This is a genomic window from Bacillus sp. FJAT-27001, from assembly GCF_019039175.1.
Lineage (GTDB): Bacteria > Bacillota > Bacilli > Bacillales > Bacillaceae > Bacillus > Bacillus velezensis.
Genome location: NZ_JAHOAA010000002.1, coordinates 621,010 through 635,441, shown reverse-complemented (window position 1 = coordinate 635,441; position 14,432 = coordinate 621,010). Strand labels below are relative to the sequence as shown.

The following is a 14,432-nucleotide window of genomic DNA, read 5'->3' as shown; positions in this document are numbered from 1 at the left end:
CCGCTCTCCTTAGTCCTTTGCCTCTTGTTCAGCCGCCTTGATCCAGTCATTTTTCCCTTCACTATACTTTGCCATATCGTATGGGTACGTCTTAGCGAGGTGCCGTTTCAGTTCCATGTATTGAGCCGCTTTTTCAGGCTTTGCGGTGAGGTAATCCCGGAACAGCAGATGACGCTTCACGTCCGGATGGCCTGTTTCGTATATGTGAACGTGGTGTGTGCGCTTGTTGCCGCCTTTTTGAAAGAAACGCCGGCCCTCTATCCCATTTTCCCCTTTCGCCTCATAGCCGAGTGCTTCCAGCTGCGGACTGAATCGGTCAGCGTCCGAAATATCTTTAACCTCCGCCAGTATATCGATGACGGGTTTGGCGGCCATCCCTGGGATAGAGGTGCTGCCGATGTGGCTGACAGAATGAAGTGCTGGGCCGAAGATTCGGATCAAGTCCGCCTTCTCTCTTTCAAACGTTTCTTTCCATTCCGGCTTGTACGGAACAACTTCCGCTTTCCTCTTCGGATAAAGATGAAAAAACGAGAGGGTCAGCCCTTCCGGCGTCTCTATCTGTCCGGCTTCTGTGAAACCTGTTTTTAAATAGAGAGAGACTGCCGGAACGTTTTGGCTGGCGGTAGCCGCCTCTATTTTTTGGGCGTCCCGGTTTTGATCTATCACAAATTGAATAAGCGCCCGTCCGATTCCTTTTCGAAAGCCGGACGGGTGCACCGTCAGCCTGCATATGACAAGGTCATATCCCTTTTTTTCATACGAAATGACGCCTGCAAGCTGATCTTTTTCCTTGAAACCGGCAAACGTCTCCCGTGACCGCTGTATATCATCGGGTGTTTCATGCAGGGCGGGAATGCCGAAAAAGCCGATCAGCTCGGCTTCTTTTTGATAAGCGCAGCGCTGAACCGCCGCAATTTCCCGCGCGGTCTGTTCTTGTGTATGCTGTAAAAATGTAATCAATCTTCCGCCCCTTTTGACGCAAACATCCGCTGTGACTCCGTCTTCGTAATGCGGACCGCGTACGCTTCATACCAGGCGCTTTTTCCTTTTTGTTTTGCCGCCTGGTGGTCAGTATGATCTTTCCACCTTTTAATCGCCTCCAGGCTGTCCCAGTAGGAAACCGTGATGCCGCAGCCGTTTTCCTCCCGAACGCTTTCCGCGCCTAAAAAGCCCGGCTGTCCGCCTGCCAAATTCATCATGCGCTCTGCCGTATGTTCATATTCCTCATCATATTTTCCCTTTATTGATGAAAAAATGACCGCATAATAGGGCGGTTTGGGCGTGTCAGCTAAAAAACCCATATTCATCCCCCTCTACATATATTTCACAAACAGAATCCGGTCTTCTCCCGGACCGTCATAATTCGCAAAAACAGGGATTCCGTTTACGGTTTTGGTTCCTTTTTCAGCTTCAAAGCCTAATTTTGTATGATAAGCGATTGATACTTTATTGACAGGCGCCGTCACGCAATTGACTTTTGTGCAGCCCCTTTTCTTCACCGTCTCCATAAATCGGTCGTAGAGCTGTTTTCCAATTTGCATTTTTCTGAAATCCGGATGCACACCGGAAAAATGAATGTAGGCTGTCTCAGGGTCTGATTGTGACTGAAAACCGATTAAAAAACCGGTCATTCCCTCCGGCCCGTACGTGATAAAGCTTGTGTCCTGAAAATGTTCAAAAAACAAGCGCGGCAGTTTGTCTTTCATCTGCCTGCCGCCCCACCAATCATTCAAAACAGACGTAACCATTTCATAGTCTTCAGAGGTAATTGTTCGAATATCCATTATCGATTGACTCTCCTTTTCGTCCGGCAAAATGAATGTCAGCTCTTCTCATTGGAATATAAAAAATTATATGTGGGTTGTTTGCAATTGTAAATGATTTCTTTTCAAGCAAACGAATCAGCACGTCTTCCAGCCAGGGAATGATTTACCAGTATAAACGTGATCATTGTTCGGGTACAATGAAAAACAGAACAAATGTTCCCGGAGGTTTTTTTATGGCTGATATTCTTCTTGTAGATATGCAATCGTTTTATGCGTCTGTGGAAAAAGCGGAAGCGCCTCATCTCAAAAGCCGGCCCGTGATTGTCTCGGGAGATCCCGAAAGACGCAGCGGCGTCGTGCTTGCGGCTTGTCCGCTCGCCAAACGATACGGCGTAAAAAATGCCGAACGGCTGTGGGAAGCGCAGGCCAAATGTCCCGATGCCGTTATTGTCCGTCCGCGGATGCAGCGGTATATTGATGTATCCGTCATGATTACCGAACTGTTTGAACGGTATACCGATCTTGTAGAACCCTATTCCATCGATGAGCAGTTTCTCGACGTGACCGGAAGCAGGCGGCTGTTCGGTGATCCTTTTACAATTGCCGAAAGCATTCAGCAAGCGATTATGCGTGAATTCGGCATTTATGCCCGTGTCGGCATCGGGCCGAATAAGGCGCTCGCAAAAATGGCTTGCGACCATTTTGCCAAAAAAAACGCATCCGGCATCCACAGATTGGATATGTCAAATATCAGGCAGGATCTGTGGCCGCTGCCGGTCGGAAAATTATTCGGCATCGGAAAACGGATGGAGCATCATTTAAGACGGATGGGCATCAGCACAATCGGCGGGCTTGCCGGACACCCCGCCGAATTGCTGAAAAAACGCTGGGGCATTAACGGCGAATTGCTTCAGCGGACAGCCCGCGGCATCGATCCCTCTCCGGTCACCGTCAACACGCACAGCCGGCAAAAAGCGATCGGCCATAACATGACCCTCCCGAGAGACTACAGCCGCTTTGAGGATATCAAAGTCGTGCTGCTGGAGTTAAGCGAAGAAGTGGCCCGCCGCGCCCGTTTCAAACAATACATCGGCCATACGGTTTCGGTCAGCATCAGAGGCGCTGATTTTGAATTCCCTTCAGGTTTTCACAGACAGAGAAAGCTGGTGTCACCGACTAATTTCGGAATGGATATTTTTAAAACGGCGGTCAAGCTCTTCAAAGAGCATTGGAACGGTGCGCCCGTCCGCAGCGCCGGCGTCTCCCTTTCCCAGCTGGAGCCTTGTGATTATGTTCAGCTGAGCCTGTTCGATGCCCAGGAAAAAAAGATCAGTCTCGGCAAAGTATTGGATGATATTCATGAGCGGTACGGCCCTGCGTCGCTCCTCCATGCCGCTTCACTGACAGAGGCCGGCCAAGCCTTTCACCGGGCTGAAAAAATCGGCGGGCATTACAAATAATTTGAGGTGATATACATGAATCCGAACAAATTAACACCCGGGTATAATGTCATGTGGGAATCAAGCCGGATGATGCTGCCCGAACATCGGGAGCAGCTGCTTGCGAAAAAACGAAAAGAACGGGAATTCCGGCCTCCGGAACTGAGCGAAGAGCAACTGAACGACATGAACCGCATCATTGCGGCGTCGATTGAAGAAGACAGGGCCATTTCGGTCACCTACGCTTCCGCACACGGCCCCCGCCGCTTTTGGGGCTGGGTAAAACAAGTGAGGCATGACGAAAAGCGTTTAAAAATCATAAACGATGAAGATGCGTTAACGCTGCCGTTTCATCGTATTCTCTCAGCTGAATTGGAATAAAAATCCTAACCCGGCCCTGACAGAAAATATGATAGAAGAGTGGGAGGATCACATGATATTTAGTAGAATAAAGATGAATGACAAGAATAGGAGAATATATGATGGATCAATTTATAGAAAAAATGCTGGGACAAGCCCTCCGCCAGTATGGACGGAATGTGTCGACAGATCCGCTGAGCCCCTATGAAAAACAGAGTTTAAAAAAAGCTTTAGAAGAAAGAAGGAATGAAGAACCCGATGAGGATCTCCATGCCCATGTAGAAGATATTATCTACGATTACGTCACCAATCAGGGGCAGTTTTCCTGACACGGACGTTTATGCACCGGGCGATAAGGGAAATGTCCGAGAGTAAACCCTTAAAGATTGCGTGGTGCAGGATATGCCTGTCGGGCCTTATTTCAGAATCGGCTATGCCGTTCTTCTGTTATTTCTCATCATTTATCTCGGAACATTAATAGACTTTTTGTTCCAGCCTGTTGTGATTACGGTTAAAACCTTGTTTCCGCCCATTGTATTATCGGGCGTCCTTTACTATTTGTGCCGCCCGCTCGTCAGACTGCTGCATGCGAAATTAAAGCTGCCCGAAGGGATCGCGATTTTAGCGATTTATGCGGGAACAGCCGGCCTTTTTGTCCTCTTCCTTTATACGGCGGGCCCTGCCGTTCAAAAACAGTTTACAGCCTTCACAGATCATATTCCGGAGCTTTCCGCAAAAGCTGAAAATTGGATCCGGCATCTCCAGGACAGCAAATGGTTTTCCCGGCTTCAGCATGGGGATTCCTTTAAAAAATTAGCAGACAAAGCAGCAAATTATTCCGGTTCAATCGCTGATTCTCTCAGCAGCCTGGCCGGTACGGCTGCCAATGCCGCCATCACCGCCGCCATTATTCCGTTTGCGCTGTATTACATGTTAAAAGAAGGAAACAAAGCCCCTCGGCGACTGCTGCGGCTTCTTCCGGAAAAACATCAAAAAGAAGGAAAACAAATACTTCGGGATATGGATGAAGCTCTCAGTTCATACATACAAGGACAGCTGCTCGTCAGTTTCTGTGTCGGCGTTCTCGTCACGATCGGCTATTTTATAATCGGGCTCGATTATCCGCTCGTTCTGGGCGCGTTCGCCATGGTGACAAACCTGATTCCGTTTATCGGGCCTTGGATCGGCACATTTCCCGGAGTCATTGTCGGATTGTTCGATTCACCGACCGAGGCGGTGCTGGTGATTACGGTCGTCGTCATTGTCCAGCAGCTTGAAAGCCAGCTGATTTCCCCGCAAATTATGGGTCGGAAGCTGGACATTCACCCGCTGACCATTATTTTTCTTCTGCTTGCCGCCGGCAAATTCTCAGGAATTGCCGGGATGCTGCTGGCCATTCCGGGATATGCGGCCGCAAAAGTGGTCATAAGCCACATGCAGAAACTATTCATTCTCAGAAAAAAAACAAAGCTAGGAGAGAAATGATTCATCCCCCATGTCTTCACATCGGTCAAAATGAAAAAACGGCGGGCTGAAGAAACCCGCCGCACACGGAGGTAAAAAAGATGAACATCGGTGATGTCATTTTTCAATTGATTTCATTTATTGCAGCCGCATTTTTCCTGTTTGCCGTGATATACGTATTCAGAAGCTTGAACAAGCGCCGCATACAATTGGACAGAATCGAAAAGAAACTCGACGCGCTGCGCGAAGAAAAAAACGAAAAGTTATAGTTCATTCAGAAGCAGGCGCAACGAGCTCCACTTTTATCCGATCCGGGTCCTCCGTGTATACGGCGTAATGCGTGCTTCCGCCTGCATATGGATGGCGGTCCCTGTAAAGCACGGGGCATCCTCTGGCAAGCAGCTTTTCTGTCATCTCGTCAACCTGCTCTCTTGATGCAGCATGAAAAGCCAGATGGTTCAGCCCGACCCGGCATCTGTGGTACTCCGGTGTTAAAAAACGCTCCTCTGTCTGTACAAGCACAACATAAAATCCTGCGTTTTTCCAGCTGATGCCGGAGTCCCAATTTTGAAATTCTCTATAACCGAGCTCACCTAAAAACCATCCCCAAAACCGGGCGGAGGCTTTCAAGTCAGATACATACAACTCAATATGATGCATCATAATATTCGCTTCCTCCTCCCATCACACCCGCCTTACCAGCACCTCTTCAACTTTATGGCCATCACCTTTTCTCAAAATCAAATCCGATCTGAATTTTGTCGGCAGGATATTTTCATACAGATTCGGACGGTTGACGCTCTCCCAAATGGAGGCGGCCATGGTATCCGCTTCTGCATCAGACAAATCCTTAAATTTATGAAAATAAGAAGCCGGATCCTGAAAAGCGGTTTCTCTTAAGAGGCGGAAACGCTCCAAATACCACGTGAAAATCCGGCTTTCTTCGGCATCCACATAGATCGAAAAATCAAAGAAATCCGATACAAAAATCCGCGGATCTTCCCTGTCGTCCTCTAAGGTCGGCGACTGCAGGACATTGATTCCTTCGATAATAACGATATCCGCACCTTCGACAACCTCGACGGCGCCCTCTTCCCTGTCATACGTAAGATGGGAATATACGGGCGCCTCCACTCTCTCTTTCCCCGACTTTATATCGTTCAGAAACTCAAGCAGCGCTTTCACGTCGTAGCTTTCCGGGAATCCCTTTCTGGACAGAAGGTTTTTCCTTTTTAATTCCGCCGTCGGATACAAGAAACCGTCGGTTGTCACCAGGCTCACCTTCGGCCTGTCCGGCAGACGGGAAAGAAGCTTTTGCAAAATTCTCGCCGTCGTGCTTTTGCCGACGGCGACGCTGCCCGCGATTCCGATGATAAACGGGATTTTCGCTGAATGCGGATGCTTCAGAAACACATTGACATGCTGATTCCGTCTTGCGGCAGACGTGACATGAAGATGGAGAAGGCGCACAAGCGGAATGTAGATCGTTTCTACTTCTTCCACCGACAGGTAGTCATTCAGCCCCTCTACCGCCTTGGCTTCTTCCTCTGAAACGGCAATGGAAAGATGGCCGCCGAATCCGGCCCACGACTCGCGGCTGTGCTGCGTATACAATGTATGTAAGTTCAATTCTTTACTTTTCACAATTCACACCAATCTCTCTGTATGGCTTTCCGATAAAAAAACAAACGCTTACAAAGATTGTAACGGAAAACCGCTTCACTGTCTGCCCATTTTTTTCAAAAATGAGGAACCGATCCGGCTGTACTCTTCCATTTCCTCCTCCGGAACCATGCTTCCGCCGGTGCTCCACACAAGGTGCACGGCATTTTCCATCTCAAGCCCCCGCTCTTTTATATAACGGTTTCCGGCTTCGGTCTGAACGACCTTGACGGCCCCGGCCAGTCCGGCGAGTGCAGAGGGTTCAAGGCTCTTATTCTCGGCCGCCCTTAATTGATAAAGCAGCGAAAAAAGCGTGCCGTCATCGGCGGTATAACAGCCGCTGATTATAGGCTCCATCAGAGGGCCGGCCAGTCCGGACGGCCTTCCCACCGCGAGTCCGTCGGCGGCCGTTTGATTATCAAGACCGATATCCTGCACGCTGATTCCGTCATGCAAGCCGGAAAACAGTCCTAACAGCATACACGGTGAATGCGTCGGCTCACCGAAAAAAATATGGACATGCCCGCCATAGATCAGCTTTAGCGCAAGCGCGACGCCGCCCGGACCTCCTCCGACCCCGCACGGCAAATAAACGAAAAGCGGTTCATCTGCATCAGGCTTTATGTTCATTTGATCGAGCTGCTTTTTCACACGGCTTCCCGCAACGGCATACCCCAAAAACAGATCCCGGGAATGCTCATCATCAATAAAATAACAATAAGGGTCCTGCTTCGCCTGCATGCGCCCCTCTTTGACAGCCAGACTGTAGTCTGCTTCATATTCGATGACGCGAACCCCCTTTTCCCGGAGCAGCTCCTTTTTCCACTGCTTTGCGTCACTGGACATATGAACGGTCACACAAAAGCCGAGCTTCGCGCCGATTATGCCGATACTCAGACCTAAATTGCCCGTAGAGCCGACGGCTATAGAGTATTTTGAGAAAAAAGCGGTAAACCGTTCTTCAGTCAATATGCTGTAATCGTCGTCTGCTGAGAGCATCCCCGCTTTTACCGCGAGATCTTCGGCATGCTTCAGCACTTCGTAAATCCCGCCGCGCGCTTTAATGGAACCGGAAATCGGAAGTTCGTCGTCGCATTTCAAAAGCAGACGCCCGGGGAAAGCCTGAGCGGCGCTGTGTTCCAGATGCTTCTTCATTTCATTAATCAAGACAAGCGGAGATTCAATGAGGCCTCCCTCCGCTTCCGTCTCCGGAAAAGCCGACGCGATATAAGGCGCAAACCGGCGCAGCCTTTCTTCCGCTTCGGCAATCTCCTTTTTCCATTCAGCGCCATGCTTTACTGGATCATCGGTTTTATGCGGATTGATCCAAAATACTTCACGCGCCTCCGCCATTTGCCTGACTAGAGGCTCTGCCATCAATGCCTTGTGTATATCCCGGTCGGACATTCCTTTTTCCCCCTTGTTACTTTTTCTTTAATGCGCGGCCTGCCAGTTTTTCTGTAAACGATGGGAAAAGCTGATACAGCTTCGTCCCGAAGCTCATCCATCGCGGAAGATTCATTTCCCGTTTATCCGTCAGAATCACGGATGTAATGCGCTCTGCCACATGGTCGGCATCAAGCATCCATCTGCCGACGCTTTTCACATAACCGCCCTCTTTATCTGCAATTGTAAAGAAGTCTGTTTTAATCGGACCGGGATTAACCGTTGTCACGGCTACACCCGTACCGGCCAGCTCAAGCCGCAGCGCATTGGAATACCCTAACACGGCGTGCTTCGTTGCGGAATAAAGGCTTGATTTCGGCGTCGCCAATTTGCCGGCCTGTGAGGCGATATTGATAATATGGCCGCTTTTCGCATGAAGCATCACAGGAAGACAGGCCTTCGTACAGGCGATTAATCCGAAGACGTTGACTTCAAACATTGCCTTCATATCATCCAAAGATGAATCAGCGGCCGTTTCAAAAATGCCGAAGCCGGCGTTGTTGATTAATACGTCAACATGACCGATCAAACGCCTTACGTTTTCAGCCTCTTCTGCATGCCGGACGTCAAACGGAACGACATCACACTGTCCGCCGCGCGCGGTAATCGTCTTTTTCACTTCCTGCAAGCGGTCCTCCCGCCTGGCGGATAAAAAAACATGAGCCCCTTCTGCCGCGCAGGAATATGCAAGCCGTTCTCCGAGTCCGCCGGATGCTCCGGTGATCCAAATCCGCTTATCCGTTAATCTGCCCATTTCCTTCACTCCTTTACAGCTTTAAACTTCAGAGTGTTCCCCGACTGAAAGGATACAGCCTTCCCTTCGGCGGCCAGCACGTCAAGATGGCCGATCGTTTCTGACATCGTTAAAAACAATTCATTTTCATACACAGCCGGAAACAGCCGCCGGCATACCTGGAAAGCCGTCAGCGTTTCCTCTGACAACAGGCGCAGCACATATTCCGACCGACTTCTCTGTTTTTCAAGCCGCCTGTCAAAAGCAGGCTTTACGTCTGTCAGCAGATCGCCGTGTCCCGGATATAAAAAGGACGGGTTTACGTCATGCAGCCGCTTCATTGAGTTCAAGTAGTCGAGCATCGGGGCCGCGCGCACGCCCCCCTTTTCCGGAGCTTCCAGAATCGGATTGGTGGAGCTGTTGGACAAAAGCAGATCGCCGCTGAACATTTCACCGCTTTTTTCATGGTAGAGCGCAATGTGAGAAGCGGCATGACCCGGGATTTCGAGCACCGTCCAGCCGTTAAGCCCGTCAATTTTTCCGCCTTCCCTCACTGTTTTCGTTAACGGACGGTTTGCAGAAAATAAGTATGACAGCTTAACTGTTTTATGTATGTCTTCAGGCGTCAGGGGAACGTCCATTTCAGTCATAAGCGACAGAAAAAAGTCCTCCTGCCGGGCGATATACGACTGATCCTGAGTAATGTACCTGTCATTCAGCGGATGCCCTATTACTTCCGCATCGTCGGAAAAAAGGTGCAGCAGACCTGAATGATCTGCGTGATGATGAGTGAGCACCACCTGTTCTATATCTGCCGCAGAAACCCCGTGTTCCTTAAGCTGCAATGAGAGCGATTCAGCCGCTTCCTTTGTATTCGGGCCGCAATCAATAAGGGTTAAGGCTTCATCTTTTACTAAATAAACGATAACGTCGCCGACTGCAAACGGAGTCGGCACACGTATCGGAATGATCTTTCTCGCTGCCATGTTTACGCTCCTTCGTTCTTTTCATTCCTGAATAATCATATTTTAGCGTTTTCTTTTCACTGTGTCATTATTGCCGCATATCGGAAAAAAAGATTGACATCCCGCTCTTGCGCATAGCATAATGAACAACAAACTAGAAAACACGGAACGCGATGACGAGGAACTAGTATATAAACAACGGCAGCAGAGAGCAATGTCCCCGGCTGAAAGACATTGCGGCCCTCTTGTTTACAGAACCTGCCCTCAGAGCGGTTAGGAAAACCTAAACGTATCCCCTCGTTACGGGATTTGAGCTGAGCACGGCTGATTCGTGCTAATGTAAGGTGGTACCGCGAAACCTTTTCGTCCTTTTTGACGGGAAGGTTTTTTTGTGTTTTGAGAAGAAGGAGGATTTATATGAAGAAAATCGGTTTTATCGGGGCCGGATCAATGGCGGAAGCAATGGTGAACGGACTGCTGCAAAGCGGAATGACAGCCCCCGGACATATATATATGACAAACCGGTCAAATGACAGCCGGCTTGAAGAGCTCCAAAAAACGTACGGAGTAAAACCGTGCCGGGATAAAGAAGAGTTTTTCAGCAATACCGACATTCTCGTTCTCGCCTTTAAACCGAAAGATGCGGCAGAAAGCATTGAGAACATTCGCGAATACGTGAAAGATCAGCTTGTGATTTCTGTCATCGCAGGGCTGACGATTCACACGATTCAGCAATATTTCGGCAGAAAGCTCACCATCATCCGGGCGATGCCGAATACATCCGCGGCCATTCAGCAATCGGCGACCGGTTTTTCCGCAAGCTCCGAGGCGAGTGAAGCTGAAATCCGGACGGCAAAAGAGCTTCTGGAAACAATCGGAGAAGCGACGCGCTTTGAAGAAAAACACCTTGACGCCGTCACAGCCATTGCCGGAAGCGGTCCCGCCTATGTGTACCGGTATGTCGAAGCAATGGAAAAGGCCGCCCTTCAAGCCGGCCTGCCGGAAGAAACGGCAAAAGAGCTGATTTTACAAACCATGGCCGGGGCGACGGAAATGCTCAGAACAAGCAGCAAACGGCCTGAACGCCTGCGCAAGGAAATCACAAGCCCGGGCGGCACGACTGAAGCAGGCCTTCGCGCATTAGAAGAGCGCCGCTTTGAAGAAGCCATCATGCACTGCATCGCAGAAACCGCAGCACGGAGCGCCGAAATTAAAGAACAATTCGCAGGCTCCGTTCTGCAAAAGACGGACCAGTGATAAAGCATGGGGCTTCCCATGCTTTTTTCATTCTGTTTAACTGCCGTATAAGCGGCTGATTCTCTCTTTTACTTCAGGAAGATGGAATGTGGCTTCGTGCATGTTCACCTCTTCCTCAACCGCTTTTGTCAGCTCTCTTTTGATCCGTGCGGTCACATTGGTTTTCAGCGCAACCAGTGAGGCTCTCGGTTTATCCGCCAGCAGCCGGGCTAATTCGCGGCCTCTTTGAAGGACGTCTTTTTTCGGCAGCACTTCAAACGGAACTCCCCGTTTTTCCAGAGCGGCGCCGCTGAAATTCGCGGCAGTAAACAGCATTTCTTCCCCGAGGACAATTCCCAGTTTTTCAGGCACAATATACGTCGCGCCCATTCCCGGTGTAAATCCGTACTTCATATAATTACAAGAATAAAAACTCTCTCTGCTTAAAATCACGAAATCCGCGCTCAGACCGATCGTAAAGCCGGCTCCGATCGCATGCCCCTGCATGACGGAAATCACGGGAATCCTGCAATCCAATAAAAGACTGTGAAGCTTTAAATCTGTAAATTGAAGCTTTCCGCTCTGAATGGTCAAAAGCCCCTCCTGCGTTCCTCCCGTGCAGAAATAATTTCCGTAACCCGTCAGAAGGACGGTTTTATAGGACGGATGGGCATTGATGTCTCGGAATACCCGGTGCAGCTCTCTGACAAACTCTTCTGACAGCCCGTTTTTCCCGGCCGTATCCTGCATTGTGACCTGCACAATGCCCGGTTCTGTTTCCTGTACATCAATCATTGGATTCATGTTTATCTCCGTTTCTTTAAAAATACTCAAGCCTTTCCGGCTCTGAGTGTTTCTGATATTAAGTCGTCCATTCATACTTTCTGTGAAACTCTTTTATTTCAGTCAGCACCAATCGCGTTTTTCCTTGATGCGCATTCGGGATGTCTGCTGCGGGCGCGGCATTTCTTGTGCCGAATTTTACGATGCCGCTGTCTTGGAGCAGCCGGTCGTAATCAGCCATCGATAAACGGACGCGTTCATCCAAATGCCGGCTGATCTGAAATTGATTCTGCCGCGTACGGCTTTGCGGCATAACGACACCGCTGTAAAATTCAGAGCAGCAGCCCGAACCGTATGAAAAACAGCCGACGCGTTTCGGCGTTTCAAAAGAGCCGTTATCAATCGTGCTGGCAAGAGATAAAAATACGGTGGCCCCCATGATGTTGCCGACGCGCTGACAGTATTGAATCCCAGGCAGCACGCGTTGCTGAAAATCCGCTTCAATGTCTTGCGGCTTAGCCTTTGCCAATTTTCTCATCATCGTCCGATGCGCTCCTTTTACCATTCCGCCAAACGGAGTATGAAAAGAAAGGTATTGAAATGTATTCTTATAATCCGCCCCGCTCACACGCTTTCGGTATTCCTGAAATGATTTTTCACAGCAGTCCAAATAAGACATGAGCGACAGATCAGCATCCCCCGCTTCACTATCCGGAATCGGGCGGCAGGTATCCATGACTTCATACCCGTAATACCCGCTTGCGCCTTGATCAAGCAAAAAGACATGAGGGGTGCTGCTGACTAAAAGCGCCACAGCTCCCGCCCCCGCACTCGGTTCGGCATAGGACCATTCCTCCGTCAACGCGTCACCGCCTTCAGCCACTAAAAAGCGGGAAATATCCGTTCCGATGATGAGCGCTTTCGCTCCCGGCGATGTTTGCGATAAGATGAAATTCACGCCCATTTGAAACCCGGCCGTTAAAGAATAGCAAGCCTGTTTCACCTCAAATAACCGGCAATTCCGCTTCAGCTGCAAATAATCATGGACGTATGTACTGATGGATTTGCCAAAATCAATCCCGGATTCCGTACAGGTGATGACCATTTCAATCTGATTCCGTTCCTCTTCTGACAGAGAATCGATAATCGGTTTTGCGGCATTTACGGCGAACGTAATCGGATCTTCAAACGGAAGCGCCACCACTTTTTCTTTCATCAGCAGGTTCTCAAACCTTTTTTTATCCAGGTTCCGATGTTCCGCAAGCTCCATGACGTCTACATACGCGGTTCCGCCAAACACGTTCATTGCTTCGATTCCTACATTCATTTCTCCAAGCCCCCAGAGTAAAGAGGCTTCCCGCGAAGCCTCTTTTATTTTTTCGTTCAAAACTCAACAAGCAGCCTGTCAACGCCGTGAAATACAGGGCTCGGAACCAGATTCGGCTCTTGATCCTCAGTAAAACGCCATGCGGGCATCTGTTCAAAAAAGTGGGAAAGCGCGATTTTCGCTTCAAGCCGGGCCAGCGGCGCTCCTAAACAATAATGGCTGCCCTGACCGAATGACAGATGCTGATTCGGCTTTCGTCCCAAGTCAATCTGATCGGCATTTCTAAACTTCTTTTCATCTCTGTTCGCCGATCCAATCCACGCATACACTTTTTCTCCGGCCGGAATCGTTTTTCCGCCAATCTCGCTCTCAACCGCAGTGTAGCGGGTTACCCGCTGAATGGAAGGTCTGAGGCGGATGACTTCCTCAATAAAGTCAGGAAGGAGCGCCTTGTTTTCAAGCAGCCGGGGCAGAATGTGCGGGAACTCCTTGAGACTGAGAAATGAATTTCCGATCACATTTTCCGTCGTTACGTGCCCCGCGACGATCAACAAGCCGCAAAAACCGATTAATTGCTTGTCTGACAGCGGCTCTCCGTCTAAATCAGCTGAAATTAAATGACTGATTAAATCATTTTGCGGCTGTTTTCTCCGCTGTAAAATAAACTGCATGAAGTATCCGATCATCTGCTTTTGCACTTCATTCATTTTCTTTTCATCTTTTACATTCTGGCTTTGGTCGACCCAGCTTTTAAAGATATCTCTGTCTTTCGGAGGAAATCCTAGAAGCTCTGCGATCACGATAATCGGAAGCGGAAATGCGTAATCTTCAATAATGTCCATCCTGTCTTTTGAACGGACGGCCTGAAGCAGGTCATCAGCGATAGCGGCTATACGCGGTGCAAGAGACTCAACCGATTTCGGCATGAACGGCTGATTGACCAATTTTCTGAAGACGGTGTGTTCGGGCGGGTCCATTTTCAAAAGGCTGTCTTTGTTAATATGCCGGATCATTTTTTCCTGTTTGTCCGCACTTAAGTATTTATGATCGGAAGAAAAATGACTGTAGTCAGAAATCACCCGCTTCACTTCATCATAGGTGAAGATTTCCCAGCAATCTTCCTTTTCATTGTAATGAACGGGAGAGGTTTCTCTCATCGTTTGGTACCACTTGTACGGCTGCTGCTGTCTGATTTTTGTTAAACTGGTCATTTTCATTCCTCCAAGATGTGTTCAAGATTTGAAATGACCC

At 49.2% G+C, this 14,432-nt stretch carries 17 protein-coding genes; 6 read left to right on the top strand and 11 right to left on the bottom strand.

Features of this window, described 5'->3' with window-relative positions; genetic code table 11:
- Nucleotides 1–9: 9 nt before the first annotated feature.
- Genes BGM27_RS07740 through BGM27_RS07730 form a run of 3 tightly spaced genes read right to left on the bottom strand, consistent with a single transcriptional unit; the run spans nucleotide 10 to nucleotide 1,784 of the window.
- Nucleotides 10–960 carry a GNAT family N-acetyltransferase gene (locus BGM27_RS07740; RefSeq protein WP_020954223.1) on the bottom strand — a complete coding sequence of 317 codons (951 nt, stop codon included), beginning with the start codon at nucleotides 958–960 and terminating at the stop codon, nucleotides 10–12.
- The gene (locus BGM27_RS07735) at nucleotides 957–1,301 is read right to left on the bottom strand and encodes an antibiotic biosynthesis monooxygenase family protein (RefSeq protein WP_007409393.1); all 345 of its coding nucleotides are present in this window, start codon (nucleotides 1,299–1,301) and stop codon (nucleotides 957–959) included. Before BGM27_RS07735 ends, BGM27_RS07740 begins: the two co-directional genes overlap by 4 nt.
- Nucleotides 1,302–1,313: 12 nt before the next feature.
- Complete coding sequence (locus BGM27_RS07730; RefSeq protein WP_007409392.1) at nucleotides 1,314–1,784, bottom strand: GNAT family N-acetyltransferase; 471 nt, start codon at nucleotides 1,782–1,784, stop codon at nucleotides 1,314–1,316.
- 215 nt (nucleotides 1,785–1,999) lie between these two features.
- On the opposite strand from BGM27_RS07730, the gene BGM27_RS07725 reads away from it, so the two are divergent.
- The 5 genes from BGM27_RS07725 (at nucleotide 2,000) to BGM27_RS07705 (ending at nucleotide 5,298) form a co-directional block, all read left to right on the top strand.
- Nucleotides 2,000–3,226, top strand: coding sequence for a DNA polymerase IV (locus tag BGM27_RS07725; RefSeq protein WP_007409391.1), 1,227 nt, complete (start codon nucleotides 2,000–2,002; stop codon nucleotides 3,224–3,226).
- Nucleotides 3,227–3,241: 15 nt separating this feature from the next.
- Nucleotides 3,242–3,586, top strand: a complete 345-nt coding sequence (locus BGM27_RS07720; RefSeq protein ID WP_007409390.1) for a YolD-like family protein — start codon at nucleotides 3,242–3,244, stop codon at nucleotides 3,584–3,586.
- A 101-nt stretch (nucleotides 3,587–3,687) separates the two neighbouring features.
- Nucleotides 3,688–3,894 carry a YqzH family protein gene (locus BGM27_RS07715; protein ID WP_003153294.1) on the top strand — a complete coding sequence of 69 codons (207 nt, stop codon included), beginning with the start codon at nucleotides 3,688–3,690 and terminating at the stop codon, nucleotides 3,892–3,894.
- Between the two features lie 73 nt (nucleotides 3,895–3,967).
- Nucleotides 3,968–5,050 (top strand): AI-2E family transporter, encoded by a 1,083-nt coding sequence (locus BGM27_RS07710; protein ID WP_007409389.1) that lies wholly within the window; start codon nucleotides 3,968–3,970, stop codon nucleotides 5,048–5,050.
- An 80-nt stretch (nucleotides 5,051–5,130) separates the two neighbouring features.
- Entirely contained in the window at nucleotides 5,131–5,298 is a 168-nt protein-coding gene (locus tag BGM27_RS07705; protein ID WP_007409388.1) for a DUF4083 family protein, read from the top strand.
- Nucleotide 5,299: 1 nt separating this feature from the next.
- Here BGM27_RS07705 and BGM27_RS07700 read toward each other — a convergent pair whose 3' ends face one another.
- From BGM27_RS07700 to BGM27_RS07680, 5 genes are all read right to left on the bottom strand, one after another.
- Nucleotides 5,300–5,689, bottom strand: coding sequence for a VOC family protein (locus tag BGM27_RS07700; protein ID WP_029973629.1), 390 nt, complete (start codon nucleotides 5,687–5,689; stop codon nucleotides 5,300–5,302).
- Between the two features lie 24 nt (nucleotides 5,690–5,713).
- A complete protein-coding gene (gene coaA, locus BGM27_RS07695) occupies nucleotides 5,714–6,673 on the bottom strand; it encodes a type I pantothenate kinase (RefSeq protein WP_003153290.1) in 960 nt (319 codons plus the stop codon).
- 75 nt (nucleotides 6,674–6,748) lie between these two features.
- Nucleotides 6,749–8,098, bottom strand: a complete 1,350-nt coding sequence (dsdA, locus tag BGM27_RS07690) for a D-serine ammonia-lyase (protein WP_007409386.1) — start codon at nucleotides 8,096–8,098, stop codon at nucleotides 6,749–6,751.
- A gap of 16 nt (nucleotides 8,099–8,114) precedes the next feature.
- Nucleotides 8,115–8,891 (bottom strand): SDR family NAD(P)-dependent oxidoreductase, encoded by a 777-nt coding sequence (locus BGM27_RS07685; protein WP_007409385.1) that lies wholly within the window; start codon nucleotides 8,889–8,891, stop codon nucleotides 8,115–8,117.
- Nucleotides 8,892–8,896: 5 nt separating this feature from the next.
- A complete protein-coding gene (locus BGM27_RS07680) occupies nucleotides 8,897–9,856 on the bottom strand; it encodes an MBL fold metallo-hydrolase (protein ID WP_007409384.1) in 960 nt (319 codons plus the stop codon).
- Between the two features lie 396 nt (nucleotides 9,857–10,252).
- On the opposite strand from BGM27_RS07680, the gene proC reads away from it, so the two are divergent.
- On the top strand, nucleotides 10,253–11,092 hold the full coding sequence (gene proC / locus BGM27_RS07675; protein WP_007409383.1) for a pyrroline-5-carboxylate reductase: 840 nt from the start codon (nucleotides 10,253–10,255) through the stop codon (nucleotides 11,090–11,092).
- 36 nt (nucleotides 11,093–11,128) lie between these two features.
- On the opposite strand, the gene BGM27_RS07670 is transcribed toward proC, so the two are convergent.
- Genes BGM27_RS07670 through BGM27_RS07660 form a run of 3 tightly spaced genes read right to left on the bottom strand, consistent with a single transcriptional unit; the run spans nucleotide 11,129 to nucleotide 14,392 of the window.
- On the bottom strand, nucleotides 11,129–11,875 hold the full coding sequence (locus tag BGM27_RS07670) for a polyketide synthase (protein ID WP_023842868.1): 747 nt from the start codon (nucleotides 11,873–11,875) through the stop codon (nucleotides 11,129–11,131).
- Nucleotides 11,876–11,933: 58 nt separating this feature from the next.
- Complete coding sequence (locus BGM27_RS07665; RefSeq protein WP_007409381.1) at nucleotides 11,934–13,181, bottom strand: hydroxymethylglutaryl-CoA synthase family protein; 1,248 nt, start codon at nucleotides 13,179–13,181, stop codon at nucleotides 11,934–11,936.
- A 56-nt stretch (nucleotides 13,182–13,237) separates the two neighbouring features.
- Nucleotides 13,238–14,392, bottom strand: coding sequence for a cytochrome P450 (locus BGM27_RS07660; protein WP_007409380.1), 1,155 nt, complete (start codon nucleotides 14,390–14,392; stop codon nucleotides 13,238–13,240).
- Nucleotides 14,393–14,432 lie beyond the last annotated feature (40 nt).

Excerpts from the sequence above, each read along its gene's own strand:
- BGM27_RS07735 (WP_007409393.1), bottom strand. The coding sequence starts at position 1,301 with ATGGGTTTTTTAGCTGACACGCCCAAACCGCCCTATTATGCGGTCATT.
- BGM27_RS07730 (WP_007409392.1), bottom strand. The coding sequence starts at position 1,784 with ATGGATATTCGAACAATTACCTCTGAAGACTATGAAATGGTTACGTCT.
- BGM27_RS07725 (WP_007409391.1), top strand. The coding sequence starts at position 2,000 with ATGGCTGATATTCTTCTTGTAGATATGCAATCGTTTTATGCGTCTGTG.
- BGM27_RS07720 (WP_007409390.1), top strand. The coding sequence starts at position 3,242 with ATGAATCCGAACAAATTAACACCCGGGTATAATGTCATGTGGGAATCA.
- BGM27_RS07715 (WP_003153294.1), top strand. The coding sequence starts at position 3,688 with ATGGATCAATTTATAGAAAAAATGCTGGGACAAGCCCTCCGCCAGTAT.
- BGM27_RS07710 (WP_007409389.1), top strand. The coding sequence starts at position 3,968 with ATGCCTGTCGGGCCTTATTTCAGAATCGGCTATGCCGTTCTTCTGTTA.
- BGM27_RS07705 (WP_007409388.1), top strand. The coding sequence starts at position 5,131 with ATGAACATCGGTGATGTCATTTTTCAATTGATTTCATTTATTGCAGCC.
- BGM27_RS07700 (WP_029973629.1), bottom strand. The coding sequence starts at position 5,689 with ATGCATCATATTGAGTTGTATGTATCTGACTTGAAAGCCTCCGCCCGG.
- dsdA (WP_007409386.1), bottom strand. The coding sequence starts at position 8,098 with ATGTCCGACCGGGATATACACAAGGCATTGATGGCAGAGCCTCTAGTC.
- BGM27_RS07685 (WP_007409385.1), bottom strand. The coding sequence starts at position 8,891 with ATGGGCAGATTAACGGATAAGCGGATTTGGATCACCGGAGCATCCGGC.
- BGM27_RS07680 (WP_007409384.1), bottom strand. The coding sequence starts at position 9,856 with ATGGCAGCGAGAAAGATCATTCCGATACGTGTGCCGACTCCGTTTGCA.
- proC (WP_007409383.1), top strand. The coding sequence starts at position 10,253 with ATGAAGAAAATCGGTTTTATCGGGGCCGGATCAATGGCGGAAGCAATG.
- BGM27_RS07670 (WP_023842868.1), bottom strand. The coding sequence starts at position 11,875 with ATGAATCCAATGATTGATGTACAGGAAACAGAACCGGGCATTGTGCAG.
- BGM27_RS07665 (WP_007409381.1), bottom strand. The coding sequence starts at position 13,181 with ATGAATGTAGGAATCGAAGCAATGAACGTGTTTGGCGGAACCGCGTAT.
- BGM27_RS07660 (WP_007409380.1), bottom strand. The coding sequence starts at position 14,392 with ATGACCAGTTTAACAAAAATCAGACAGCAGCAGCCGTACAAGTGGTAC.